Origin of the sequence: Pseudomonas sp. LAIL14HWK12:I1 (assembly GCF_003202095.1) — a bacterium.
GTDB classification, from domain to species: Bacteria; Pseudomonadota; Gammaproteobacteria; order Pseudomonadales; family Pseudomonadaceae; genus Aquipseudomonas; species Aquipseudomonas monteilii.
In genome coordinates, this window is sequence record NZ_QJKG01000008.1 from 183,256 (window position 1) to 209,850 (window position 26,595).

At 57.9% G+C, this 26,595-nt stretch carries 22 protein-coding genes and 1 tRNA gene; 13 read left to right on the forward strand and 10 right to left on the reverse strand.

Features of this window, described 5'->3' with window-relative positions; all coding sequences use genetic code 11:
• Positions 1-63 precede the first annotated feature (63 nt).
• From D906_RS20075 to D906_RS20095, 5 genes are all read left to right on the forward strand, one after another.
• The gene (locus tag D906_RS20075; protein ID WP_003255746.1) at positions 64-837 is read left to right on the forward strand and encodes an ABC transporter ATP-binding protein; all 774 of its coding nucleotides are present in this window, start codon (positions 64-66) and stop codon (positions 835-837) included.
• Between the two features lie 11 nt (positions 838-848).
• Positions 849-1,601, forward strand: coding sequence for an ABC transporter substrate-binding protein (locus D906_RS20080; protein ID WP_011953233.1), 753 nt, complete (start codon positions 849-851; stop codon positions 1,599-1,601).
• A 54-nt stretch (positions 1,602-1,655) separates the two neighbouring features.
• Positions 1,656-2,348: an ABC transporter permease gene (locus D906_RS20085; RefSeq protein WP_016714491.1), complete on the forward strand. Its 693-nt coding sequence runs from the start codon at positions 1,656-1,658 to the stop codon at positions 2,346-2,348.
• A complete protein-coding gene (locus D906_RS20090) occupies positions 2,348-3,037 on the forward strand; it encodes an ABC transporter permease (protein ID WP_027615938.1) in 690 nt (229 codons plus the stop codon). Before D906_RS20085 ends, D906_RS20090 begins: the two co-directional genes overlap by 1 nt.
• A 64-nt stretch (positions 3,038-3,101) precedes the next feature.
• On the forward strand, positions 3,102-4,307 hold the full coding sequence (locus tag D906_RS20095; protein WP_027615939.1) for a methyltransferase: 1,206 nt from the start codon (positions 3,102-3,104) through the stop codon (positions 4,305-4,307).
• A 292-nt stretch (positions 4,308-4,599) separates the two neighbouring features.
• Here the strand turns inward: D906_RS20095 and D906_RS20100 are convergent, their stop codons facing one another.
• Positions 4,600-4,890: a DUF3077 domain-containing protein gene (locus D906_RS20100; protein ID WP_027615940.1), complete on the reverse strand. Its 291-nt coding sequence runs from the start codon at positions 4,888-4,890 to the stop codon at positions 4,600-4,602.
• A gap of 524 nt (positions 4,891-5,414) precedes the next feature.
• Here D906_RS20100 and D906_RS20105 point away from each other — a divergent pair.
• From D906_RS20105 to D906_RS20125, 4 genes are all read left to right on the forward strand, one after another.
• Entirely contained in the window at positions 5,415-5,663 is a 249-nt protein-coding gene (locus D906_RS20105) for a hypothetical protein (protein WP_027610143.1), read from the forward strand.
• 98 nt (positions 5,664-5,761) lie between these two features.
• A tRNA-Thr gene (locus D906_RS20110) sits at positions 5,762-5,837 on the forward strand.
• A gap of 162 nt (positions 5,838-5,999) precedes the next feature.
• On the forward strand, positions 6,000-7,319 hold the full coding sequence (locus tag D906_RS20115) for an integrase arm-type DNA-binding domain-containing protein (protein WP_027615941.1): 1,320 nt from the start codon (positions 6,000-6,002) through the stop codon (positions 7,317-7,319).
• Between the two features lie 927 nt (positions 7,320-8,246).
• Positions 8,247-9,227 carry an integrase domain-containing protein gene (locus D906_RS20125; protein WP_027615942.1) on the forward strand — a complete coding sequence of 327 codons (981 nt, stop codon included), beginning with the start codon at positions 8,247-8,249 and terminating at the stop codon, positions 9,225-9,227.
• A gap of 370 nt (positions 9,228-9,597) precedes the next feature.
• Here the strand turns inward: D906_RS20125 and D906_RS20135 are convergent, their stop codons facing one another.
• The 7 genes from D906_RS20135 to D906_RS20165 form a co-directional block, all read right to left on the reverse strand.
• Positions 9,598-10,236, reverse strand: a complete 639-nt coding sequence (locus D906_RS20135) for an SLATT domain-containing protein (RefSeq protein WP_110321041.1) — start codon at positions 10,234-10,236, stop codon at positions 9,598-9,600.
• The gene (locus D906_RS20140; protein WP_081741902.1) at positions 10,157-11,038 is read right to left on the reverse strand and encodes a nucleotidyltransferase; all 882 of its coding nucleotides are present in this window, start codon (positions 11,036-11,038) and stop codon (positions 10,157-10,159) included. The genes D906_RS20135 and D906_RS20140 overlap by 80 nt, the downstream gene beginning before the upstream one ends.
• A gap of 75 nt (positions 11,039-11,113) precedes the next feature.
• Entirely contained in the window at positions 11,114-11,662 is a 549-nt protein-coding gene (locus D906_RS20145) for a hypothetical protein (RefSeq protein ID WP_081741903.1), read from the reverse strand.
• 106 nt (positions 11,663-11,768) lie between these two features.
• Positions 11,769-12,377, reverse strand: coding sequence for an SLATT domain-containing protein (locus D906_RS20150; protein ID WP_027615945.1), 609 nt, complete (start codon positions 12,375-12,377; stop codon positions 11,769-11,771).
• Between the two features lie 6 nt (positions 12,378-12,383).
• A complete protein-coding gene (locus D906_RS20155; protein WP_027615946.1) occupies positions 12,384-13,673 on the reverse strand; it encodes a nucleotidyltransferase in 1,290 nt (429 codons plus the stop codon).
• A 395-nt stretch (positions 13,674-14,068) separates the two neighbouring features.
• A complete protein-coding gene (locus D906_RS20160; RefSeq protein WP_027615947.1) occupies positions 14,069-15,679 on the reverse strand; it encodes a sensor domain-containing diguanylate cyclase in 1,611 nt (536 codons plus the stop codon).
• 381 nt (positions 15,680-16,060) lie between these two features.
• Positions 16,061-18,358, reverse strand: a complete 2,298-nt coding sequence (locus D906_RS20165; RefSeq protein WP_027615948.1) for a TonB-dependent siderophore receptor — start codon at positions 18,356-18,358, stop codon at positions 16,061-16,063.
• A gap of 140 nt (positions 18,359-18,498) precedes the next feature.
• Here D906_RS20165 and D906_RS20170 point away from each other — a divergent pair, with 140 nt between their 5' ends.
• The 3 genes from D906_RS20170 (at position 18,499) to D906_RS20180 (ending at position 22,395) form a co-directional block, all read left to right on the forward strand.
• A complete protein-coding gene (locus D906_RS20170) occupies positions 18,499-19,221 on the forward strand; it encodes a response regulator (protein ID WP_027615949.1) in 723 nt (240 codons plus the stop codon).
• 1 nt (position 19,222) lies between these two features.
• Positions 19,223-20,590: an ATP-binding protein gene (locus D906_RS20175; protein WP_026020325.1), complete on the forward strand. Its 1,368-nt coding sequence runs from the start codon at positions 19,223-19,225 to the stop codon at positions 20,588-20,590.
• Between the two features lie 137 nt (positions 20,591-20,727).
• Positions 20,728-22,395 (forward strand): FMN-binding glutamate synthase family protein, encoded by a 1,668-nt coding sequence (locus D906_RS20180; protein ID WP_016714483.1) that lies wholly within the window; start codon positions 20,728-20,730, stop codon positions 22,393-22,395.
• A 29-nt stretch (positions 22,396-22,424) separates the two neighbouring features.
• Here D906_RS20180 and D906_RS20185 read toward each other — a convergent pair whose 3' ends face one another.
• Positions 22,425-23,744 carry an OprD family porin gene (locus D906_RS20185; protein WP_016714482.1) on the reverse strand — a complete coding sequence of 440 codons (1,320 nt, stop codon included), beginning with the start codon at positions 23,742-23,744 and terminating at the stop codon, positions 22,425-22,427.
• Positions 23,745-24,220: 476 nt separating this feature from the next.
• Between D906_RS20185 and D906_RS20190 the strand changes: the two genes are divergently transcribed.
• On the forward strand, positions 24,221-26,296 hold the full coding sequence (locus D906_RS20190) for a TonB-dependent siderophore receptor (protein ID WP_027615950.1): 2,076 nt from the start codon (positions 24,221-24,223) through the stop codon (positions 26,294-26,296).
• 68 nt (positions 26,297-26,364) lie between these two features.
• On the opposite strand, the gene D906_RS20195 is transcribed toward D906_RS20190, so the two are convergent.
• Positions 26,365-26,562, reverse strand: a complete 198-nt coding sequence (locus D906_RS20195; protein WP_019096882.1) for a hypothetical protein — start codon at positions 26,560-26,562, stop codon at positions 26,365-26,367.
• Positions 26,563-26,595: the final 33 nt, after the last annotated feature.

Consider the following 26,595-nt stretch of genomic DNA (forward strand, 5'->3'; position numbering starts at 1 on the left):
CTTGGCGCACGCCAGGAAGGCCGCCAACAGCTGGGAACGCACCCGAACACATGAGGACCGCACATGGCTCAGGCCACGCCCGCGCTGGAAATCCGCAATCTGCACAAACGCTACGGCGAGCAGGAAATTCTCAAGGGCATTTCGCTGACCGCACGCGACGGTGACGTGATCTCCATCCTGGGGTCGTCCGGCTCCGGCAAGTCCACCTTGCTGCGCTGCATCAACCTGCTCGAGAACCCACACCAGGGCGAAATCCTGGTTGCCGGCGAAGCCCTCAAGCTCAAGGCCGCCAAGAACGGCGACCTGATCGCAGCCGACAATCGCCAGATCAACCGCCTGCGTAGCGAAATCGGCTTTGTCTTCCAGAACTTCAACCTGTGGCCGCACATGTCGATCCTCGACAACATCATCGAGGCGCCACGCCGCGTGCTCGGCCAGAGCAAGGCCGAGGCCATCGAGGCCGCCGAAGCGCTGCTGAACAAAGTTGGCATCTACGACAAACGCCACAGCTACCCCGCCCAGCTTTCCGGTGGCCAGCAACAGCGCGCCGCCATTGCCCGTACCCTGGCCATGAAGCCCAAGGTCATCCTGTTCGACGAGCCAACCTCGGCACTCGATCCGGAAATGGTCCAGGAAGTGCTTAACGTTATCCGCGCACTGGCCGAAGAAGGCCGTACCATGCTGCTGGTAACGCACGAGATGAGCTTTGCCCGCCATGTGTCCAGTGAAGTCGTCTTCCTGCACCAGGGCCTGGTAGAAGAGCAGGGATCGCCGCAACAGGTCTTCGAAAACCCGACCTCGGCGCGTTGCAAGCAATTCATGTCCAGCCACCGCTAACGGAGCAATACATGCACACTTACAAGAAGTTCCTCCTGGCAGCTGCTGCCACGCTGGTGATGTCGGCAAACGCCATGGCCGCAGAAAAACTGCGCATGGGCATCGAAGCCGCCTACCCACCGTTCAACAACAAGGATGCCAGCGGTAACGTGGTCGGCTTCGACAAAGACATCGGCGACGCCCTGTGCGCCAAGATGAAAGTCGAGTGCTCGGTCGTCACTTCCGACTGGGACGGCATCATCCCGGCCCTGAACGCCAAGAAGTTCGACTTCCTGGTGTCGTCGCTGTCGATCACCGACGAGCGCAAGCAGGCCGTGGACTTCACCGAGCCGTACTACTCCAACAAGCTGCAGTTCATTGCGCCAAAAAACGTCGACTTCAAGACTGACAAAGAGTCGCTGAAGGGCAAGGTCATCGGCACCCAGCGCGCCACCCTGGCCGGTACCTACCTGGAAGACAACTTCAAAGGCGTCGACATCAAGCTGTACGACACCCAGGAAAACGCCTACCTGGACCTGGTGTCCGGCCGCATCGACGGCATCCTGGCCGACAAGTACGTGCAATACGAGTGGCTGAAGAGCAAAGACGGCTCGAACTTCGAGTTCAAGGGTGAGCCGGTGATGGACAGCGACAAGATCGGCATTGCCGTGCGCAAAGGTGACACCAAGCTGCGCGACGACCTGAACAAAGCCCTGGCCGAAATCAAGGCCGACGGCACGTACAAGAAGATCAACGACAAGTACTTCCCGTTCAGCATCGAATGACCCGCCCTGACCGGCGCGCCCCCGTGGCGCGCCAGTCCCTAATATGACCTGCCCATGAATATCGACCTGCACGGATTCGGTCCGGCCATGATGGCCGGCACCCTGATGACCGTAAAACTGGCGCTTTGCGCCTTGCTGCTGGGGCTGGTGCTGGGCCTGCTCGGCGCCCTGGCCAAAACCTCCTCGGTCAAGCCACTGCAATGGCTTGGCGGTTTCTACTCGACCCTGGTTCGTGGCGTGCCCGAACTGCTGTGGGTTCTGCTTATCTATTTCGGCACCGTCGGGTTGATGAACGCCCTCGGCGAGGCCTTGAACCTGCCGGGCCTTGAGCTGAGTGCCTTCGCGGCGGGCGTGATCGCCCTCGGCCTGTGTTTCGGCGCCTACGCCACCGAAGTGTTCCGTGGCGCCATCCTGGCAATCCCCAAGGGCCACCGTGAAGCCGGCCTGGCGCTGGGCCTGTCCAAGGGCCGCATCCTCTCGCGGATCATTTTGCCGCAGATGTGGCGCATCGCCCTGCCCGGCCTTGGCAACCTGTTCATGATCCTGATGAAGGACACCGCGCTGGTGTCGGTGATCGGCCTGGAAGAAATCATGCGCCACGCGCAAATCGGCGTGACCGTAACCAAAGAGCCGTTCACCTTCTACATGGTGGCGGCCTGCATCTATCTGAGCCTGACCGTCATCGCCATGACCGGCATGCACTTCATGGAAAAACGTGCCGCTCGCGGCTTTGCGAGGGCCGAATAATGAATTGGGAAGTCATCTTCAAATGGCTGCCACGCCTGGCCGAGGGCGCGGTCCTGACCCTGGAGCTGGTGGCCATTGCGGTGGTTGCCGGGTTGATCCTGGCCATCCCGCTGGGCATCGCCCGCTCCTCGCGCCACTGGTACGTGCGCGCTGTGCCGTTCAGCTACATCTTCTTCCTCCGCGGCACGCCGCTGCTGGTGCAGTTGTTCCTGGTCTACTACGGCCTGGCGCAGTTCGATGCCGTGCGTTCGAGTTCGCTGTGGCCGTACCTGCGCGATCCGTTCTGGTGCACGGTGTTGACCATGACCCTGCACACTGCCGCCTACATCGCCGAGATCCTGCGCGGCGCGCTGCAATCGATCCCCAAAGGTGAGATCGAAGCGGCACGGGCGCTGGGCATGTCGCGTGGCAAGGCACTGTTCTACATCATGCTGCCGCGTGCTGCGCGCATCGGCCTGCCGGCGTACAGCAACGAAGTGATCCTGATGCTCAAGGCCAGTGCCCTGGCCAGTACCGTAACCCTGCTGGAACTGACCGGCATGGCCCGTACCATCATCGCCCGCACCTACCTGCCGGTGGAGATCTTCTTTGCCGCAGGCGTGTTCTACTTGGTGATCTCGTTCTTGCTGGTGCAAGGTTTCAAGCTGCTGGAGCGCTGGTTGCGCGTGGATGCCTGCCAAGGGCGCTGACATCTCCTGGCCTCTTCGCGGGCGTGCCCGCGAAGAGGCCCTAAAAACCAACACACATTCCCCCATGCCCAGCCACCTCCACAGCCAGCACCTAAGCACCCGCTTCCAGGCCCTCGACCAGTTCCTGATCGAGCACCAACAGCTGTGGAAACCCCGCCCCTTCACCAACTTACAGCTGGACTGGGAAACCACCCACCCCGAGCTGGCCACCCACCTGCGCCACTGCTCACTGGCCGACGCCGAAACCGATAGCGCGGCTGATGCCTTGCCCGCCCCTTTCCCACAACTGGCCCAGCAAGCCCAACAGCTAGCCACCTTCGGCCACCTCCCGGCAACCGACCTGCCCCCCGCCGCCCACCGCCTGGACGTCGCAGTCCCCGGCCGCAAATGGCAGCAGATCGAAGCCTTCGCCAGCCACCTGGCCTTCCACCACCAACCCCGCCACTGGCTGGACTGGTGCTCCGGCAAAGGCCACCTCGGCCGCCGCCTGTTGCAACCCGGCCAGCAGCTGACCTGCCTGGAGTACGATGCCGAACTGGTCGCCGCCGGCCAGGCCCTGAGCGCGCACCACCACTTACCGGCGCAGCATGTGCATCAGGATGTAATGGCCAGCGACAGCGCACGCCACCTGGCGGGTGAAAAAAGCGTGGTGGCCCTGCACGCCTGCGGCGACCTGCATGTACGCCTGATGCAACTGGCCAGCCAGCAAGGTTGCCGGCAATTGGCGATAGCCCCTTGCTGCTACAACCGCATTGCAGTGCAGCACTACCAGCCGTTATCCACAGCCGCGCAAGCGTCCGGCCTTCAGCTGTCGCTGGACGATCTGGGCCTGCCCCTGAGTGAAACCGTTACCGCCGGGGCTCGCGTGCGGCGCCAACGTGACATCTCGATGGCCCGGCGCCTGGGCTTCGACCTGCTACAACGCCAGCAACGCCAGCGCGACGAATACCTGCCTACACCGTCGCTGCCGGTAGCCTGGCTGGAAAAGCCCTTCAAGCAGTACTGCCGCGACCTGGCCGAACTCAAGCAACTGCCCTTGAACGGCAACCCGGACTGGGCCGCTCTGGAAGCCGCCGGCTGGCAACGCCTGGCCGAAGTACGCAACCTGGAGCGCGTGCGCAACCTGTTCCGTCGGCCATTGGAGGTGTGGCTGGTGCTCGATCGCGCCCTGTTCCTCGAAGAACAAGGCTACAACGTGCGCCTGGGCCTGTTCTGCGACTATCCGCTGACCCCACGCAACCTGCTCATCCTCGCAGAGCGCGACCGTTAGCCACAGCACAACCTGTGGATAACTCTGTGAACAAGCTTGTGATTACCTGTTGGATCCCAACGCTATTTCAAGCGCTTGGCTTATTCCTGCTTGCGCGTCCAGCCCAGTAAAAACAGGCGTTTGCGCAAAGACCAGCGGCGCAGCAATCCGGCATGCCTTTCGCGCAAGGCGCTAATGCCACTTGTGCATAAACATTTCTTGTGGTTGCGACTAGAGCTGCATGCACGGTCTTTTGTAGGAACGGCCTTGCGCCGCGAAAGGGCCGCAAGTCGGCCCCATCAATCTCACATTTTCAATGCGATTTATTCTTGGCAATCTCGATATCGTTCATCAGCGCCTTGGCCATATCGCACAAGTAATCAGCCGCCCCCAGCAATTTATGGTCATCCTCCATATCCCCCTCGCGCACCAGGTGCTTGATGTAGCCCATCAGGATCGAAACATGCTCATAGGCCGCATCGACCGGGATGCCGGGCTGTACGCGTAGCAGGTTGAGGGAGGGGTTACCGGCTGCGAGGAAGGTTTCCACGCCTGCGGTGGTGATTGGCTTTGGGCTGCTGGGATCAGTATCGACCGTTTTCAATTTTCAAACTCCCTAGTTCAGAGGAGTTGCCGTGTTCATTCTTTCTCACGGAACAAAGGCGGCAACCGTGCACGAGGTGAGAAACCGAGTGAACATAGGAAGCCCGGCCAGACCAAGGTCTGCCCGCGCACGGTCGCCATTACGCAGCCGATACGTTCAAAGGCGGGTTCTCACACCCGGTCGCCAGAGCGACCCGAAAACGGTATCCGTGAGCCACTTCCCCGACAACAGCGATACTTCGGCGGCGCGCGTAGGATACTTCCTAAGCGCCCAAACCCTGAAGCGCCTGCCCCCATCGTTCAGAATTACCTTACACAGATTGCAGCCGCTTACGCGGCCCATGCGGGAACGGGCTCACCCGCGAAAAGGCCCTGACAGGCAACACAAGGCTAATACCCCGCCCTCGCAACCGTGTATGATCCCTCCCCCAAATCATTAAAAAGTGACGTCGCGCGCTGCCCGCCAGCCCCGCGACCTTCTGGCGTTGCGCCAGAACCGACAGTGGACCAACGGACCTGACCATCGTGACCCAAGCCAAACCCCTCGCCTTGCTAACCCTCGCCCTGGCCCTGACCGGCTGCGCCAGCGGCAACGCGCCTCACGCCAACAGCAACCTGGGCTGGAACCACCCCGGCATGCAACTGGGCGGCGACAACGGCCTGCCCCTGCGCACCGAAAGCCCCTGCCGCAAGCGTGGCTGTGACAACGACAAGCTGTTCTTCAACCCGGGCAAAAGCGAGCCGAGCGTTACCACGATCCACCGCGGCTGGTAGGAAAATTCTCCTTTTGGGCCGGTGACTTAGGTCTTTTGCGAACATTCGCAACGAAGTGGTTTACAGGCGCCAAACGATCGTTATAATGACGCCCCATTGCCGGTATAGCTCAGATGGTAGAGCAACTGACTTGTAATCAGTAGGTCCCGGGTTCGATTCCTGGTGCCGGCACCATTCAAGGTTCCATAGAAAGCTTTCAAAATCTCTGGAACCCCCGAAAAACCCGCCTTCTGGCGGGTTTTTTCGTTTTGGCGTTCCGTCGGATTCCGAGGGTAGCCAGCGCTAATAAGGGTACTTTTAAGGATACCTACCAATTCGACATTGGAAAGTACCCTTATGGCTCGCACAACGGCTCCCCTTACCGACAACGCCTGCCGCACTGCAAAGGCTCGCGAACGTGAGTACAAGCTTTTTGACGGCGATGGCCTTTACCTGCTCGTGAAGCCCAATGGTCGTAAAGGCTGGCGGCTCAGGTACGTGAAACCCGATGGCCGCGAGGGCCTGACCTCACTTGGCAACTATCCAGTGGTCGGGCTGGCTGACGCTCGCCACAAGCGCTTCGAGCTCAAACAGCAGCTCGCCAACGGCATTGACCCTATCCAGTCCAAGCAGCAAGCCAAGGTGCAAGCCGTGATCAATGGCCGAACCTTCGAAAGCGTTGCGCTCGATTGGTATGCCGGGATGGTGCCGAAGTGGGCGCCGGGCCACGCTAAGACTGTGCTCAGCCGGTTGAAGACTCACGTATTCCCTTTGTTAGGTGCCAGGGCAATCGTTGAGTTGGACACCCACGACCTCATGCAGCCACTGGAGGCTGTGACGAAGCGCGGCACCATCGACGTGGCGCTCAGGATCAAGAACTACCTGCAAAGCATCATGCGCGAAGCCAAACGGCTGCGACTGATCACGGCGAACCCGGCTCACGATCTCGATGGCTCGATCAAAACGCCACGGGTTACACATCGACCCGCACTACCCTTATCGCGGTTGCCTGAGCTACAGGCGCGTATCGACGGCTACAAAGGTCGTCCGCTCACGCGCCTCACAGTGATGCTATCGCTGCACGTGTTCGTGCGCTCCAGTGAACTGCGCTTCGCCCGCTGGAACGAGTTCGACCTCAAGCGCGGCATCTGGGAAATCCCCGATACCCGCCCGGCGCTGGACGGAGTACCCTTTTCCACAAGGGGTACAAAAATGGCCGGGGATATCCACGTTGTACCCTTATCGCCGCAGGCAGTGGCCTTGCTTGAGCAGATCCACGCGATCACCGGCAAGTTCGACCTGGTGTTCGCGGGGGATGCCAAACCGTGGAAACCGATGTCCGAGAACACGGTGAACGCCGCGCTAAGGACGATGGGCTATGACACCAAGGTGGATATCTGCGGCCACGGGTTCCGAGCCATGGCGTGCAGTGCGCTGGTCGAGTCCGGGCTGTGGTCGGAGACGGCTATCGAGCGGCAGATGAGTCACAAGGAACGCAACAACGTACGGGCCGCTTATACCCACAAGGCCGAGTTCCTCGAAGAGCGCCGGATGATCATGACCTGGTGGAGCCGGTTTCTAGAGGCGAACCGTGAGGACCATGTGACGCCGCATGAGTTTGCCAGGCAGACGGGCGAGAACGTCACGCGCCTACGCAGTGCCAAGAGGACCGAGTAACCCGCCGCACCACCACCTCAACTCGCTGTGAAGTTACCCACAGCACCGCATGAAGCTCCTCCGCGCGGGTCCATTCAAACGGGGCTGCAAAGCCGCCCCGTTTGAATGGACCATACCTAAGAAAAAAAACGCTGGCACAGCGTACGTCTGTGGAAAACCACAGATGTCCACCGGGGGATAGTTTTATCCACAGGCGCTAAATCCCTGAAATCGCTTTGCTTGACGAATATTGTCCACAGGCGTAGACCGGGAGTTGCAAGCGCTGTCGATGACAGCACCCCAGGTGACCCGAACCTTAAAGGTCACTCCGCTTTGGCGGTGGTTCTCCCCAAGGGCGATTAGCATCCGGCAGCTCGCCCGGTCACTACCCATGTGATGGATGCTCTTACACACATAGCGCTCGTGCGCCAGATACTCCGTACCTCGCTGCCCTGCAGCAACCTATCCGCTTGGCCGAATCCTGCGCCAACTGTGCCCGTCTCTTTCTTCTGGAAAGAGACGGGCACTTCTACCACTGCTGCAGCCCTGATCGCATATGGCTTTGCGGCAATCCCCCTCGTGACAATCGGCGTGACAAACGCCGATGTCACCAGCAACAGCGCTGTAGATGATGGTGCCGCAGACCAAGGAATGGACTGCACCTGACTGACAGTCAGGCATGCCCCGGTCATCGCATTGCTGCGTTCACCCGGCTCAGGATCTTCAGGCGCTGGTTTAGTCAGCCAGCACTGCCTCCACCCGCCCACCGGTAACGGTGCTCAGGAGGCCAGATCATGAGATGCCCTCGCTCCCGGACGTAAGGAGCCGCCAGTCCCGCGTTAGAGGACATCCCCACAGGTCGCAGGGGCCTTGATACCTGATAACACTAAACATTCTTGGCGGGATGACGTGGGGCGAGATCGGAGCACGGCAGATGAGGTGACTGACATGGCATTGGTAGGTAGACGCGATGGCCGCAATTTCGGCTACGGCAGGCAATTGAGTTACGCAGGTCCGCAGGCGCTCAAAGACATGTTCGGCGGCGGTCACTACGGCACGGTGAGGGCACACTGTGATCGGTGGCAGGCATTCGTGAAGTGGTGCCGCTCCGAACAAGGGCCTGGTATCAATGATGCGCGGCTCATTGATCGGGAGGTGCTGGCTGACTATGCGGCGTATCTGCGCGACATGGTTAGGCGCGGTGATCTCGCTGTCAGCACAGCACAAAATCGGCTATCCAGCGTTAACAGGGCCATGGCTGCGCTTCGCGGTGATCAGTACGTGAAGTTGCCCAGTCCGAGCAAGGCGTTGGGTATGCAGCGCACCGGGGTTCGACAGTCTGTGCCACAGGGCCAAGACCGCGAACAGGTTACGCAGATCGTCGATGCACTTTGCCGCCAACATCAGCAACGCGCCGCCGCGATCGTTCTACTAGCGCGAGCCGCCGGCATGCGTTTGCGTGAGGCCATCCTAGCTGACCTGCCACGGCTGAGCCGTGAGGCTAAAGAGCTAGGCAGGATTAACATTCAGGATGGCACCAAAGGTGGCCGTGCCGGGGCAACGGCTCCCCGTTGGATATCAGTGGACAACCATGTTCGAGGTGCTATTGAGTTTGCACGGCAAGTGTCGCCTGCAGGTAGCCGCAATCTGATTGCGCCACACGAAAGCTACCTGAATCTTCTGCGAGAAGGTATTCGCCCTGCGCGGGACATCCTGCATGCACACAACCTCAAAGGCTTTCATGAGTTACGGGCGGCGTTCGCATGTGAGCGTTATGAGCAAATAACCAAACACCGCGCGCCTGTCAACAGTGGCCAGTGTTACCAGGTAGATAAGAACCTTGATCGTGAGGCCCGGAGGCAAATCAGCCACGAACTGGGACACTGTCGTATAAACGTGGTGTCGGCTTATATAGGAGGCCGAAGATGAGCAAGAATTTCGATATGGAATTATTCCTAACGAGTATTCTGACTGGTTCTCATACCACGCGTCGGCGCCACCTCAAACAAGCTAACGCTATACAAAAAGCGATTTCTGATCGATGGTATCGTGATAATCCTTGGACCTGGCAGCGAAAACACCTTGCGTGGTTTCTAAGCTACCAAGTGGGCCGGCGCGCCAAGTCGACGAAATATTACTACCGCCTCACAGTAAATCTGATTACCCTTCGCTTAGGAAAACAGTGGCAGTTCAACGAACCTTCGAAGAGTTAGCAAAACCTTCTGCATTACAATTAATAGTGATTGACCTAGGCTGCCTGCAGCCATACCGAAAGAAAAAATATGTTGCCAATGTATTGTTATCCTTTCTTAAGTTCTTTCGGAAGAAACGCATCAATCTCCGCGTCGGAGAATGTCATATCTTCGAGTGTCTTCAACGCTTCCTGCGCCTTTTTATAAGCTTGATATGTTGTACTGGGAGCACCTGAGTAGACTGCATGCAATTGCTCCAACAGGTTATCCCTCACCTTTTGTAGAGTTTCAATGGGTTTCTCGCCCATTCGTAGATCCGTGATGAGAGAAAGATATCTTTCCCGGATAATCCAGAGATCAGCGCCTGCCTGTCGATGCTTTTGAGCGAGCTCTCCGAGGTCGTAATTTTTTGTGTAGGCGTTCAATATTAGCAGTATTGTAGAGACAACGATTCCGGCGATCGCTGAAGTTTCACCGCCACCTAACGCTGCTGCAACAAAGCCGCCGGTTGTTATAGCGGATAGGACAATCTGCCAAAACTTGATGTTGGAAAGTCGGCTCAATAGGATGTCTGCACACTTCTCATGTGTTTTATGAGAGTACACAACACGTCCATAGCACTCGCGTAATTGCCCCTCCAGGATCGCTCTTGAGTCTAGAGAGTCATTAGTCTGGGAATGAAGTTCCAAATATTTCTCTCCATTTTTGCTTCGCTGACCACTCACGCTTGGGAGTAGCAAGTTCATGTTCTATTGCCTCGCGTGCAAGATTGTAGCACCTAGTGGCTTTCCATTGAAACAATCCTTTGCCGTAAACGTGCTGCCCGCTTCCGGGCGCCTTCCAATACTCCTTGCTACTATCTTGATTTGACATGAAGTAAAAAAAGTCTCGGCACATAAAGCCGTAATAAAAATACGACTTATCCTTATACTGCCAATTATCAATAAATTGATAAGCAAGCGTATCAATTAGCATACCACTAATTGGTACTTGCCATTTTCTTTTCCATGACCGCATCATTCGACAAAGTAGGACCAGATTTCCGTTGCAAACTCCATTTCTCGTCCTTATCGCAGAAATCTCTGGCTTTGGATTGGTAACCCGCCAACATCCCCCACCGTTCGCATCGGGGTAGGTAAAGCTGTCATCATCATTGATAAACGCGGGCAATACTTCGAATGTTATTCCATCAGTAAATGGGACAAGTATCACCTGACCATCGCCCCTGATACTTGTAGTAGAATATGTTTTCTCAATAGACCTCTTTACCGCCTGAAGCAGAGAGGATTGACCGTTTCCAGCATAGTTGTTGTACTGCTGATAAACTGAATATGGAAGTTGAAAAAGCACATCCAGATCACTGATACCCTGGATCGCAGTGTTTCGCCCGTACGATCCCAGATAGAGTCCGTGAGCAACATCGGACGTAGTATTCCAAAACTCTGTATTTAAACGACGAGTAATGGCCTTATAACGGCTAGGAATAGTACCTGAATCTTGCACTCTAATATTGTAACAGAAGGTGCTAAACCACTCTGCCAGTGCCATAAGAACCCCCTAATCAATACTTAAATACAACCTTTCCGGGCCACCAACGAATAAGCCAAAGTTTACACACCCAAACTAATTACTCTTTATATGCCGAGCCAGATTGAAGGCCATGATGACATAAGACGTTGCATCTTCCTCACTTAAATTAAGCTCTTCCGCATGAGCTGCCTTGTTGCGAAGGCTTCGAAGTTTCCTGTATATATCCAGCTGCTTATCATCGATGACTTTGCACTGATGTAGGTACTCTCCCAAATTCGGGAAATTACGCATTGCTTCGCTAGGCGACTGACTCCAAAATGAACTAGCAACCTCTGCTGCCGCTGTTTCAACATCAATCCAAGCTTCCATAATTGCCGCACGCGTAGACAGGGACACCAAGTCCAATGCTTTGGAGGTAGTAGCGGATAGATCCTCTTTTTGTGGTGAATACAGAACAGGTGATTCAGTCTTTAAGGCAAGTACCTCTTGTGAAAACTCAAGCTCGAGTTCTTTATATTTAAGCTTTCTCATTAGAGGAACAAGCCCAACTAATGGTTTTCGCAATAGGCAAGCCAAAATGATTATTGCCCCAGGCCAAGCTAAAGCTTTAATTATCTCTGATATAAAGGTAAATTCGTCCATGCTCTCTCGAGACCTAAGCCAGTTTTGACCACTAGAATTAACTTATACCCTCGCACAACCAGCAGAAGCCACGATCAGCAGAAGCCACGATTAATGTGTAAATCCCTTACGACCCAACATTCATACAAAGCAAAAGCAGATTCGATCTAAATACTACAACCAATAGAGCCAGCACTACTACAACACACCAGAACATAAATGACAGTGGTATTTTATCCCTCAACAACCGAAAATGCTTTTTCTCATCGACCCAATCTATCTGATATTGCCAGAAGAATTTGTAATGGGCATACCAGTCGCTAAACAAAATCTGTTTACTAATGGCAGCACTATAGTACTCATCTTTCAACACTGAAAGCCTTTCACGGTAGGGCATGAGAGGCTCGCCGCCTAGCGCTTCAACTTCTCTATACAAATCCCTTAGAGACTCGTATATACGCGTTAGTTTTATCGCCGTTATTTCATATTCTTTTTTCTTGTGGTCATAAAATGAAATATATAAGCCAATCACACCTAACACTAGCAATGACGCTGACGGGATTTTTGTTCCTAACTCATCCCAAATCAGTGCAAATATACCAATAGCCATAGAGAAAAAACTGATAAGACCAGGGACCTTATCTACTATGTCGAATGTTGCCCAATGTTTTCTACCGCCGAAGCCAACATTATACCCAGTATCTGCGATAATCTTTAATAGAGCGTCCTTATTCATATTTGCTTACTCAATAGGGACATGAATTCTATCTTTTGCAACGACCACATTGTTTTTTACTATGTAGCACTCTACAATGTGGTCGCCAGAAAAACTAGTATGCTCTTCTATCTTCCTCAAACCAGAATCTTGGACAATCTGCCCACGAACACAATCTCTACGTTTCGCTTCATCACCTCGATTCAAGACCTTCCAATACACTTCGTAGTCCCCCGCCGTGTCATTTTCCACGATGTAGAACTTCAAAGTCTTTTTGGGGCTGAGCTTGAATCTGTTCAATAGCATGTTGCGAAGTGAGTCTGGGCGATACCCATTCTGCGTTACCTCGCAGTCGATTCTAAGCTTAGCTCGAACATCAATAGAATAACTATCCTCTACGAACTCTTCTGTACGTCTATAATCCTGTTCATAAGTACTAGCCTCCGCCTTCTCCACGACAACAGCTGCAGGAAATTGGCGTCCATAGATTTTTTGCCACTTTGCATTTTCTGTATCTTTACCGTTATCCTCAATAGCCTTCAAGCATAAGTCATAGGCTTTACTTGCAGCCTTTTGAAACTTTTCTTTAACCTTAACACGCTGCCCACTTCCAAGAGCGGCATAGTAATCTTTATCAGGCTGATCTGCCAAAAACTTAAAAAAGTCCCTACTCATCCAATCATAGTAGAGATAGCTTTTTTCTTTGTAGTCATCATTCGATTTGATAAAATTATGAGCTAGTGTGTCGATTAGTAACCCGCCCATACCTACACCGTGTTTATTTTTCCATGCTCTAGCCATTTTGCAAAGTCGGCGGAGGTTATGATTATAATCTTCATTAACCGCTTTCATGGCATCCATTTCTTCACGGGGCTTTGTGGTTTTCCAGCTTCCTCCATTTCTTGTATCTGGATATAGATAACTCCCATCATCTTGTTTAAATACGGGCTGCACCTCCACATGGAAGTTTATATACAACACCCTCACCACAGGGCTATCTACGAAAATATCAGTCCTTGGATATCGGGCTTTTATAGCATTCTTTGTATCCTGCAGAAGTTTAGACTGCCCGCCATCTTTATAATCCTGCCATTTTCCAGCAGGCATAATATAGAGCATATCTAAATCAGAAATCCCCTTAATCGCTGTCCATCTACCGTATGATCCGACCCGAAGATTATTAGCTGTACTGGATTCAGAATCCCTAAACTCTTTATTTAGCGCTAGAGTTATTTCACCATATCGACTACTGATCTGTTCATCGTTGGATACTTTTATATTATCCAAAAAGTTTTTAAATTTATCTGCAATGCTCATTTTTCATCCCTGAATTTAGGCCTTGGCCGAATGCTACTGAATGGCCATCATCGTGTCTATTTCTTTATATGCAGACGTGCAAAAGGGCTGTGTAGAGGCTAATTACTCCCTTACGAAAATCTTAAAGCTCCAAGGAATCACGGCCACCACCGCTCGGCGCGCCAATTAGAGCTTTTCTGACTCTGTATAGGTATGGCGTTGGATATTACGAGGACTGCGCTACAAACCACTGCGCCAAGATGGAATAAAGGCTGCGGGTATTTTATGAGGTACCATCACGAACCATCAGTATTAATTCATTAAAAAACAATCGGTTAGGTTACAATTCGACTCCTGGTGCCGCACCTTCCAGGTTCCATGTTAGCTTTCAAAAGCTATGGAACCCCGCTCTACTCTCAAGCCCCCCGCAACCCCCGCCGCACCTCTTTATCGGCATACATCAACTGATCCGCCGCTTTGAGCGCTGCTTGCAGCGATGTCGCAGAAGGGTCGACACTCGTAATACCAATGCTCGCGCCGGAATAATTGAAACGGCATTCATCAAATTCGTAGCTACCAATCAGCAGCGGCGCCAGCCGTCGGCGCATGGCTGAGACAGTTTGCGCCATCTCGCCTGGATGCACGGAAGCCGTCAACCCGATCACAACGAATTCGTCACCACCCCAGCGCCCAAGCTCATCCGTCGCCCGCAACCCGCCCTGAAGTCGTCGGCTGCCTTCGATCAGGAACTGGTCCCCCACCTCATGCCCGTAGGTGTCGTTGATCGCCTTGAATTCGTCGAGGTCGATAAATGCCACCAACACCCCCTGCCCCGTTCGTTTCGCCAGCGCGAAATGCCGATGCAAGGCCGCCAGAATTGCACGCCGGTTCTTCAAGCCGGTCAGCGCGTCATAGTTTGCCGCATAGCGTTCTTCCTGGCGGCGCATCAACATCTGCGCGGTCACACGGCTGGAGAGCAAGATCAGAATTAACCCCAGCGCTGCCACAGATGCCGCGGTCCAGTAGTACTGCTGGCGCATCGGCTGAAGGTGGTCAAGCGTTGCCAACGTCAGCAACTGATAGTGCGCGTCGTTCAGGGGCTGGCGCCTCACCAGGTAAGGCTGCCCGTCAATGAGCCATTGATCGGCCTGAGCCGCTCCGGTCATTGGGCGGATATCCATAGGCTCGCCCGGCTCTTCGTCGCCATCCGCAGCCTTGGACATATCAGGCGGCAGCAGCGCCGCCACGTTGCGCAGCATGAACCGCTCGCTGGACGCGGTAGTCACACGCCCCTGGCGGTTTACAATCAAGGCTGTGTGACGCCCCGTGAGATAAAGGGCAATGTCCGGGGCATCGAACTTGACCGTGACAGAGCCAAGTGGCTTGCCATCGGCACCGTCAATGCGGCTGGCTACGAAATAGGAGGGTGTCTTGTTCAGGCGGGCGATGCCGAACATGGCACCACTGCCAGTGCGCAGTGCATCGATGAGGTAAGCCCTGCCCGTATAGATCTGGCCAACAATGCTGAACGACTCCGCCCAGTTACTGGCCGTCACCGTATCGTCTGAAAGGTTGTTCATGTAGATGCGGGCATAGTGGAGATCGCTGGACAATTGGTCCATGAAATCACCTACGCTTCGAACCAAAGGGTCACGGGTGAAATTCAAAGCGCGCTCTTCACGCGTGAGTGCCGCGAAACCGGGTGGATCATGGCGATACCGGGCAGCGAGCTGGATGACCTCGCTCTGACGGGCCACCATATTGGCCACACTGGCCATCTCGGTGAACAGACGGTCTACGACACGCCCCGTTATCTGGGCTTCGTATTCGGCGCCTGCCGCCAGGGTTTTAAGCTCTTCTGCCGTAAGGCGCTGCGCTATCCACACGCCCAGGCTTGCCACAAATGCCAACCAGACGAGCACAACGCCCAGCGTCACCCGGCGCATGATGGAAGGGATGTCCCTGCGTTGCCGCCGCTGCGCCGACGCGTAGCTCACGCCGTGCCTGCCGGTTGAATGGTGCTCCAAGGCAACTCCTTTTGCGATACAGCAAGGTGCATCATCGACCCTGCGATACCCCCACCAAGGCGGGGCTCGCAAGATTGTAAAACATTCACCTCAGTGTATTGGCAGAACGTCTACTTACCAGCAGGGTGGCTAAAAGAGGTTGCCCGGATACAGGGCTTTGCCGGTGTTCGCGGGACAAGCCCGCCCACAGTGATCGCACCAGCTTTCAGACTTTGTGCAAGACAGTTGCTCCCACAGGGATTGCGCATGCCTTGAGGTAAGCACTGACCCTGTGGAAGCGGGTTTACCCGCGAAGAAGCCGGCACAAGCAGCACAAGAAAGCTGCTCCCATGCATTCGGCTTGCCGGCGATGGACTGCGAAGCAGCCCCAGGCAGTATTGATCAGAACGCCGTACTAACGGTCAACGACAGGTTACGCGGGTCACCATAAATCGCCCCGGCATAGAACCCGTACTGGGTGTAGTAGTGCTTGTCGAACAGGTTGTTGGCGTTAACGCTGACGCTGGTGTCGTCGGTCAGCTGGTACTTGGCCATGGCATTCCAGATGGCATAACCGGACCAGTTCACGTCGGTAGCACCGTTGCTCACACCATTGGTGGGCTGGCCAGCCGGGCTGGAGATGGCGCGGATGTTGGTTTGCGCGGTCACACCGGCACCCAGGGTCAGGCGGTCGAGCGGGCCGCTGAGGCGGTAGGTGGTCGAGGCCTTGAACAGGTGCGATGGATCACTGCGACCGTCGCTGTCGACGCGGCGCAAGTGCAGGTAGGTGTAGCCGGCATAGACGTTCCAGTTGGGGGTCAGGGCGCCCGCGACTTCCAGGTCGATACCGTCGGTTTCCTGGCCGGAACCGGCCTTGTAGGCGTTGCCACCGGTCGGGGTGGTCAGGTCGCCGTCCAGCACCGCCTTGTTTTCCTGCTTGGTGCGGAAGTACGCCGCCGAGGCGTTCAGGCGGCCGTCGAACCACTCGCCCTTGATACCGGTTTCGTAGCTTTGACCACGAATCGGCTCCACCTTGCTGCCGCTGCTGGTTTCAGACGTTTGCGGGGTGAAGATGTCGGTATAGCTGGCGTACAGCGAGTAGTTGTCGTTGAGGTCGTACACCGCACCCAGGTAGGGGGTGACGATGCCGTTTTCTTCCTGGCTGCTACGTGCACCGGCCACGCTGCGGGTGACAGAGGAATAGTTGCTGGTGCGCACGCCGACGATCACCGACAGCGGGTCGGTGATGCTCAGGCGAGTGGCAGCGTACATGCCCTGCAAGCGCGTGGTGGTCTTGCTGTGGCGGCCGGTGCGTGAGGCGATGATGTCGTAGTCGTCATCCACGCCATTGCGCCAGTCGGTCAGCGGGAAGCCATTGTTGGCGCGGAACTGGCAGCCCAATGCAGGCGCGCTGGCCGTGCCGCCGCCAACCATGGTGCAGGTGTACTCCGGCGACCAGCCCACGGTGCGGCTGTCGTTGTAGCCGACCATGGCCTGATGGGTGCGGCCGAACAGCTGGAACGGGCCGGACAGGTCGATCTGGGCCGACTGCTGGGTGGTGTCGCTGGAGCTGTGCAGGCCGTTGAGCACGGCGCCGCTGCCGTCCTGGTCCCAGTAGCCGCCATAGGTGCCGCGTCCGGCCGAGTTGACCTTGGCCAGGCCACGGTGGTTCAGGGCTTCGGTAGTGGCCTGGGCGGCTTTCAGGTCCAGTGTCCAGTCGTTGTCGAAGCGGTGTTCCAGCGAACCGAACGCGGTGCGGGTGGTGTACTCGCCAAAGCTCCAGCTGGGTACCACGTTGGTGCTGCGTGGCAGGTCGGTCTTGCTGCCGTCGCGGTACCAGATCGGGATGTTTGCGCCCCAGCCGCCGCCTACCACCTTGTTGTACTCGTACTGGTAGCCGGCACCGAGGGTGGTGGCGTCGTCCAGGTCGAATTCGAAGTTGGCCAGTGCGGCGCGGGAACGCTCGGACTGGTTGTCGCGGAACGAGTTGGCGTCCTGCTGGGTCATCACGAAGCGCGAACGCAGGCGGCCGTCTTCGGACAGCGGCAGGTTGAGGTCGGCGCCCAGGCGGCGTTTGTCCCAACTGCCGTAGGTGGCGTAGGCGCTGCCGCCGAAGGTTTTGGTGGGGGCCTTGCGTATCAGGTTGACGGTGGCCGAGGGGTCGCCGGTGCCGCCCAGCAGGCCGTTGGCGCCGCGCACGATGTCGATGCGCTCGTACAGGTCCATGTTCAGCGCGTTGCCGCTGCCGCTGAAGTCGGAGCCGCCCTGGGTCTGCAGGCCATCGACCTTCCAGTTGCTGATCGAGTAACCACGGGCACGGTAGTCGGTACGCCCACCCACTTCGGACTTGTTGGCCGTTACACCCGGCGTGGTTTCCAGCGCTTGCTCGATGGTGTGGATGTCGCGGTCATCCATCTGCTGGCGGGTGATGGTGGTGACCGACTGTGGCGTTTGTCGCGGCGTCAGCGCCAGGCCGGTGGAGCTGCGGGTGCTCTCGACTGTGTAGCCCAGTTGGCCCGCATCGTCGGCGGGTAGCAACGCGCTGTCTTCGATCTGCGTGGCGTCCAGCTCTAGGGGTTCACTGTCGGCCGCCATGGCACCACCGCTAATGGCGACGGCGACGAAGAAGGCCAGCGGCTTGATGCGGCTACCGCTTCGGCTGATGGGGGTGAAAGCTTGCGGGATGCTCATGGGATTCATTTGGGAAGGCTTCGTATTTGCAGATGATTTTTTGTTAGGATTCTAGGGATCGGCCCTCCGGGCTCCAGACCCGACATGTACGGGGATGTAATTGAAGGTAACGAGCGCCACAGGCCCTCACCAAACAGGTGTTTTTCCGCATGAGCACGACCCTGCTGGTTGTCGACGATGACGACGAGATCCGCGAACTTCTTTGTGATTACCTGACCGATGCCGGCTACCACGTGCTGGCGGCTGTCGACGGCGAGCAAATGCGCGACCAGCTGGCCCGGCACAAAGTGGAGCTGGTGGTGCTCGACCTGATGCTGCCGGGCGAAGACGGCCTTAGCTTGTGCCGCCAGTTGCAAGCCACCCCGGGGCTGGCGGTGATCATGCTGTCGGCCAAGGGCAGCACCCTGGACCGCATCATCGGCCTGGAAGTAGGCGCCGACGACTACCTGGCCAAGCCTTTCGAGCCGCGTGAGCTGATCGCCCGGATCAAGGCCGTGCTGCGGCGCCCGCAACGGCTGGAGCCCTCTGTCGAAGCGCCTGCCGTGGTCGATGCCCAACTGTTCGCGGGCTTCCGGCTGGAACATGTGAAGCGCCTGCTCACCCGCCCCGATGGCGAAACCCTGACCCTGCCACGCTCCGACTACCGCGTGCTGCGCGAACTGCTGGAAGCCAACAACCGGGTGGTTTCGCGCGACCAGCTGACCCGCAGTGCGTTCGGCCGCGACCACCTGCCCGATGACCGCTCGGTGGACATGTGCGTCAGCCGCCTGCGCCAACACCTGCGCCGTGCACCGACAGGTGCCGCGCAAATACTCACCATCCGCAATGAAGGCTACCTGCTGAGTATCGCCAGTAACGTGGCGGATGCCTGACATGCGCTGGCTTCGCCGCCTGTGGCCACGTACCTTGTTTGGCCAACTGCTGCTAATCATGGTCAGCGGTACGTTGGTGATCCAGCTGATGTCGAGCAGTATCTGGTTCGATGTGCGTTTCGCCCAGGTACTCGAAGCCCCCATTCGGTTGATCGCCGCACGCAGTGCACCGCTCATTGCCCAGGCCGACTGCCCCGCTGGCACGTTGCAGGTCCCCCCCCACTACCACCTGCGTTGCAGCGAAACCTTGCCCACACCAGCGCATGACGAGCGCCGCGGGCGCAGGCGTGTGGAGCTGTTGCTGCATCAGGCCCTCAAATACGAACTGGGGCATGCTCAGGACGTGCGCCTGATAAAGGTGCAGCTTACCGATGAGCTGGGCCAGCCAATCGTCTGGCGCAGCCTGTTCGGGCTGCGCACGGCCCAGGCGCATATCCAGTTCGCTGTGCCGTTGGCAGACGGCCATTGGCTGACCATCGACGGCCAGGAACTGCAAGGCTGGAGCGGCGAGTCGGCCTGGGTGCTGATCAGCGATTACCTGTTGCGGGTGTATGCACTGCGCATCGTCGCAGTGTTGCTGGTGTGCCTGATAGCCGTACGCCTGTGCTTGCGCCCCTTGCGGCGCTTGGCCGATGCCGCACGTGGCCTGGGTAGCAACCTTGAGCAAGCGCCTTTGGCACTGGATGGCCCGGAGGAAGTGCGCCAGGCTGCCCAGGCCTTCAATGCCATGCAGCAACGCCTGATTGCCATGGTCAACGACAAGGCCTATTTCCTGGCCGCCGTGTCTCACGACCTGCGTACCCCGCTGACCCGCATGCGCCTGCGCCTGGAGCGCCTGCCCGACGATGAGCACCGACAGCGTCTGCGGCAGAACATAACGCAGATGGACGACATGATCGGCCAGGTACTCGACTACCTGCGCGCAGGGGAGCAGTTGAACCTGCAGCAAGTGGACCTGGACCGGCTGGTGGCACGCCAGTGCGCCGAACTGGCTACCCCTGAAGAACCGCTACCGGTGCATGGCCAAGCGGGTCATTCACAACTCGATGCCCTGCTGCTGCAGCGCTGCCTGCAGAACTTGTTGGTGAATGCACTGCGATACGCCAAGGACGTTTCGGTCACACTGGAACGGGCTACCACGGGGGTGTTCATCCATATCGATGACCGTGGGCCAGGGATTGCGCCAGCGCTGCTAGCGACCATCACCGACCCGTTCGTGCGCGGTGAAGGGTCGCGGAACCAGGCATCCGGTGGGTATGGGTTGGGGTTGAGCATTGCCCAACGGATTGCCAACAGCCATGGGGGGGAGCTGATGCTGGCAAATCGTGAAGGCGGTGGGTTGCGGGTCAGCATACTGCTGCCCATCTAAAGGCAGACGCGGTCTTACAGGGGACCGCGAACGCTCTGGAATACGCAATCAGGTAACAGTCTTTTACCGATTACCCAGGTTTTCCCCTGCCCGCCTTTGCCTATCCTATGCCCGGTCATCCTGACTGCGATGGACCCATGAAACACTCTCTGCCCAGCCGCTACGCCTGCCTCGCCATCTGCCTGTTGTTCACCTTCGCCAGCCTGCCACTGCTGCCCCAGCATGCCTGGCTCTGGCCACTAACGCTGATCACCGCCCTGCTCAGCCTGGTCGGGCTGAACGACCTGCGCCAGAGCCACCACGCCGTGCGCCGCAACTACCCGATTCTGGGCAACATCCGCTACCTGATCGAAACCATCCGCCCGGAAATCCGCCAGTACCTGATCGAGGGTGACGACGACAAACTGCCGTTCTCCCGCTCGCAGCGCTCGCTGGTGTACGCCCGCGCCAAGAACGAAAGCGCCGAGAAAGCCTTCGGCACGCTCAACGACGCCTACAAGCCCGGCTTCGAGTTCATCAGCCATTCCATGCTGCCAGTGGCTACGCCAGACCCGGCATCGTTCCGCATCGCCATTGGCGGGCCGCAATGCCGCCTGCCTTACTCGGCCTCGATCTTCAACATCTCGGCCATGAGCTTCGGCGCACTCAGCGCCAACGCCATCGCCGCCCTTAACCGGGGTGCGCGCATGGGCCGTTTTGCCCATGACACCGGCGAAGGCAGCATCAGCCCGTACCACCGCGAACATGGCGGTGATCTGATCTGGGAGATCGGCAGCGGCTACTTCGGTTGCCGCACCGAGGACGGCCGCTTCGACCCTCGACGCTTCGCCGAACAAGCCCGCTCGCCGCAAGTGAAGATGATCGAGATCAAGCTCAGCCAAGGTGCCAAACCAGGCCACGGCGGCATCTTGCCAGGGCACAAGGTCAGCCCCGAAATTGCCGAGACCCGTGGTGTGCGCGTAGGCGAGGACTGCATCTCTCCGGCAGCGCACAGCGCCTTCCGCACACCAGTGGAATTGTTGCAGTTCGTTGCCAGCCTGCGTGAGCTGTCGGGTGGCAAACCCGTTGGCTTCAAGTTTTGCTTGGGCCACCCGTGGGAATTCATGGGCATCGCCAAGGCCATGCTGGCCACCGGCATCACCCCGGACTTCATCGTCGTGGATGGCAAGGAAGGCGGTACCGGCGCGGCACCTCGCGAGTTCAGCGACAATATGGGCGTGCCCATGCGTGAAGGCCTGATGTTCGTGCACAACACCCTGGTCGGCCTGAACCTGCGCTCCAGCATTCGCATTGGTGCGGCGGGCAAGATCGTCAGTGCCTTCGACATCGCCAGCGTACTGGCCATCGGTGCGGACTGGGTCAATTCAGCACGTGGCTTCATGTTCGCCATTGGTTGCATCCAGTCGCAGAGCTGCCACACCAACAAATGCCCGACCGGCGTGGCCACGCAAGACCCGCTGCGCCAGCGCGCCCTGGTGGTGCCAGACAAGGCCGAACGGGTAGCCAGCTTCCACCGCAACACACTGCATGCACTGGCCGAAATGCTGGCTGCGGCAGGGCTGGAACACCCCTCGGAGCTCAAGCCCAAGCACCTGGCACGGCGCATCAGCTCCAGCGAAATCGGGCTTTTCTCGGACCTGCACACCTTCCTCAAGCCGGGCGAATTGCTCAGTGGCTCGATTGAAAGCGAGTTCTATGCGCGGATGTGGCAGATGGCACGCAGTGACAGTTTTGCACCAGAAAGTGCAGACGTGATGTCCGCAGTGGCAAAACCCGTGCGGCGGAAAGAAACAGCCCCGGCATAAGCCAGGGCTGTTGATACATCAGAACAGGATCAGAAGATGCTGATCGGGTATTCAACGAATACGCGGACTTCGTTGCCGTCGTCGTTGTAACCGTTCTGCTGCACGGCGTTGTTGGTACGCACGAACGAGCTACGCAGCTTGATGGACAGGTCCTTGGCCGGGCCGTCCTGCACCACGTAACGGATCTGGTTGAAGATCTCGCGCTCTTTACCTTCGCCGAAGCCCTGCGGGTTGGCGACGTTGCGGGTGTTGATGTTGTCACCCACGACGTAGGCCAGCTTGTAGGTCAGACCCGGGATGCCGTAGGCACCGAAGTCCAGGCCATAGCCCAGCTGCCAGGAGCGCTCGTCTTCGGCGTTGAAGTCAGACCAGTACGAGTTGGCCAGGTAGATGGTCGAACCACCGTCACCCACGCCACCGGCGTTCTGGTAGAAGCCGTAGTTGTAGCCAGTGCTGCCGGTGCTGCGCTGGTGGGCGAGGGTGAACGAGTGTGCACCGTACGCGTAAGTGGCAGCCAGGCTCCAGATGGTGTTGGAGTCGCCGTTCAGGCCGGCAGCCTGGACGTACTGCTTGTCGATGTCCGACTTGTAGCCGTTGAAGTCCAGGGTCAGGGACTGGTCGCTGGCAATCGGGAAGACGTAGTTCAAGCCCAGGTAGTGCTTCTTCATCACGTCTTCGTTGTCGGCGGTGTACAGCGAAGCGGTGAAGTTGTCGGTGAACTTGTAGCTACCACCGAAGACGTTGATCGACTTCAGGCCACCACCGTCACGGCGCTCGGCACTTTTGCGCGCTTCCTGGGTGAAGCGACCGGCGTTCAGTTCCAGGCCCTGGATCTCTTTGGAGGTGATCAGGGTGCCGGTGAAGCTTTCTGGCAGCAGACGCGCGTCGTCGTATTGCAGCACTGGCAGGGCCGGCATCTGGTCACCGTACTTCAGCACGGTGTTGGAGATGCGGAATTTCACTGCTGCACCGGCGCGGGCCAGGTTGTGCGGCGAGCTGGCGTTGCCTTCGGCGTTGGTGGTTTCGTGCGGCTTGAAGAAGTCGACGCCGCCGCCACCGTTGTGGCCTTTGCCGCCATCAAGGCGAACAGCGTACAGGCCGAATGCATCGACGCCGACGCCAACGGTGCCCTGGGTGAAACCGGAGTTGAAGGTGCCGATGAACGCCTGGCCCCATTCGATCTGGTCGTCGGTGCCGTGCTTCTTGTCGCGGTTGATGTAGGCGTTGCGCAGAAGGACGTTGGCGTGGCTGTCCTCGATGAAGCCCTTGCTGTCGGCCTGGTCATTGGCCTGTGCCTGGGTCGCGGCGATCATCGCCAGGGCGACCAGGCTGATCCTGGTTTTCAACATGTTGTTTTCCTTATTTCTTAATCAAAAACGCTCTGCACTATGACGCCAGGAACCAACGCCCCTTCGTAGGTTCGACGCTATGCGGATCCAGCCTGGCGGGCCTGCCGGTAAGTACACGGCGGCCCTTGGCAGCAGCTTGGCCAAGATCATGGCCAGCAGGCGTTGGCCGAATCCTAGCCGTGTGCGATTACAAATGTCAAAAACTCGTGAAATACAGGTTGATATAACCAAAATGACCGGTAGGTCTGGTGCATTTTCACGCCTCTTTGCGCTATCAGTGGGCAATTTATCTTGTGCCGGAAAAGGCCTTTTGATCGAACGGACAAATTCCCTGCGAAGGGTGATTTCGCAGCAGAGGAACCCGTTACAAAATGACACATATGTAAAGACAAGCCTTTACAAATACCCAAGCAAGAGCAAATAGCAAGCATTACCATTCGCACCTCTTTTTTCACCTGCCCGGTCCGGATGTGCCCATGCTTGTACCCTGCCGCCTTTCCCCCCTCACGCTTGGCCTGTCGCTGCTGTTCAGCGCCAGCCTGGCCAGTGCCGCCACCACCACGCTGCCGGAGTCGTCGGTTACCGCCGACAGCGAGCGCGAGAAGGACAACCCGCGTGTCAAAGAGGTAAGCACCGCCACCCGAACCTCAACGCCAGTGCGTTACGTGCCTCAGGCAATCGACACGGTGAAAACCGCCAACGTGCTGGACTACGGCAGTAACACCCTGGGCAAGGCGCTGGAAGGCATCCCCAACGTCAGCAGTGGCGCCGACACCCGTTTCGACAGCGTGCGCATTCGTGGCTTCGAGGCCAGCAACGACTTCTACCTGGACGGCATTCGCGACGACAGCCAGTACATCCGCGACCTGCACAACATCGAGCGGGTCGAGGTACTGAAAGGGCCAGCGGCAGTGCTGTATGGCCGTGGCAGCCAGGGCGGTATCGTCAACCGGGTCAGCAAGGCGCCAGAACCTGGCCGCCGCTCGACCATCGAAGCACAGGCCGGCAGCGAAGACCTGCGCAGCCTGTATGCCGACCTCAGCACCGACCCCAGCGACACCGTCAGCCTGCGCCTGAACATGGGCAACCAGGACAACAACAGCTTCCGCGACGGGATCGACGGCAGCCGCCAGCTGTTCGCCCCGTCGATCAGCTGGCAGATCAACCCCGACCTGAACTGGCTGGTGCAGTACGAATACAGCCGGTACAACCGCACGCCCGACCGTGGCATCCCCGGGGTCAACGGTCGCCCGGCCGACGTCAGCCGCGGTACCACGTACGGCGACCAGCGCGACTACATCGATGACCGCGCCCAGTCCCTGCGCTCACGCCTGAACTACCAGCTGAACGAAACCTGGCAGCTGCGCCACACCCTGGGTCTGTTCAAGCTCGACAGTGAGTTCGACAACACCTATGTCACGGGCTACAACCCCGGCACCCATATCCTGACCCGCCAGCGCTGGCAGCAGGACCTGAATACCCGCAACCTGTTCAACAACCTGGAGGCTGAGGGCGACTTCGATACCTTGGGGCTGGAGCACAAGCTGCTGCTGGGCCTGGAGATCGGTAACCAGAAGCGTGACCCGGTGCTGTATACCGCCGGTAGTCAGTCACTTCCGGGCTTGGGCAAACCCGGCAGCAACCAGCAGCACAATGGCAAGCTGGTGCTGTCGAGTGACAACCACACCGTGGTCGATAGCCGTGGCCTTTACCTGCAAGACCAGATCCGTCTGAACGATCAATGGCAAATCCTGGCTGGCGTGCGCTTCGACCGGTTCGACGTGAAAACCACCAACAAGGATGGCATAAGCGAACCGCAGGACAGCAACGGCACCAGCCCGCGCCTGGGCGTGGTCTACACGCCATGGCGTGACCATTCGTTCTACGCCTCGTGGAGCAAGACCTTCTCGCCGGTGGGCGGCGGCCTGATCGGCATCACCCCGAATGCACCGGGCAACGGCAACGAAGCCAAGCCGGAAGAGACTCGCCAGAAAGAAATCGGGGTGAAAAGCGACTGGCTCGACCAACGCCTGACCACCACCCTGGCCGTCTACGAGCTGGAACTGTACAACCGCCGCACCCGCGATCCGGAAAACCCTAACAACATCCTGCTCAGCGGCTTGCAGCGTTCACGCGGCATCGAGTTGACCGCCACCGGCAACATCGCCGGCAACTGGTATGTACGCGGCGGCATCGGCCTGCAGGACGCCATCATCGTCAAGGACAACAACGACCAGGAAGGAAACCGCATCAACGATGTGGCCAAGCGCAATGGCAGCCTGTTCATCACCTGGAAACCGGAACTGGGCTGGTATGCCGAAACCGGGCTGACGTTGGTGGGTGAACGTTACGCGGACAACCAGAACACCACGGTGCTGCCGGGGTATGGCCGCTGGGATGCGCTGGCGGGGTACCGCACCCATGACTGGGATGTGCGGGCGGCGTTGAGCAACATTGCCGACAAGACCTACTACAGCTCGGCGACCAGTGCTGCGCAGATCATGGTGGGGGATCCACGCAGCCTGGTGGTGACGGGTAGTTACAGCTTCTGATCTTAAACCTGTGCCGGCCTCTTCGCGGGCGCGCCCGCGAAGAGGCCGGCACAGGTTTAAGCGATCGATCAGTGCCACACCCCCATCAACGCCTGCATTTCTGCATCGCTGATCAGCCCCTGGGGGTAGCGCCCTGCAAGCAGCCGTTGTGGGTCGGTCGTCCTGACCTTGTTGCTTCCATGGTGCTTCAACCACTTCGCAACCCGCTTGAGCGATTGGTGATTCACTGCCGATGGGCGCAATGCCGACTCACTTGCTGCGTTCATTTCTACACGTACTCCCTGGCCCGTGAACGGCAA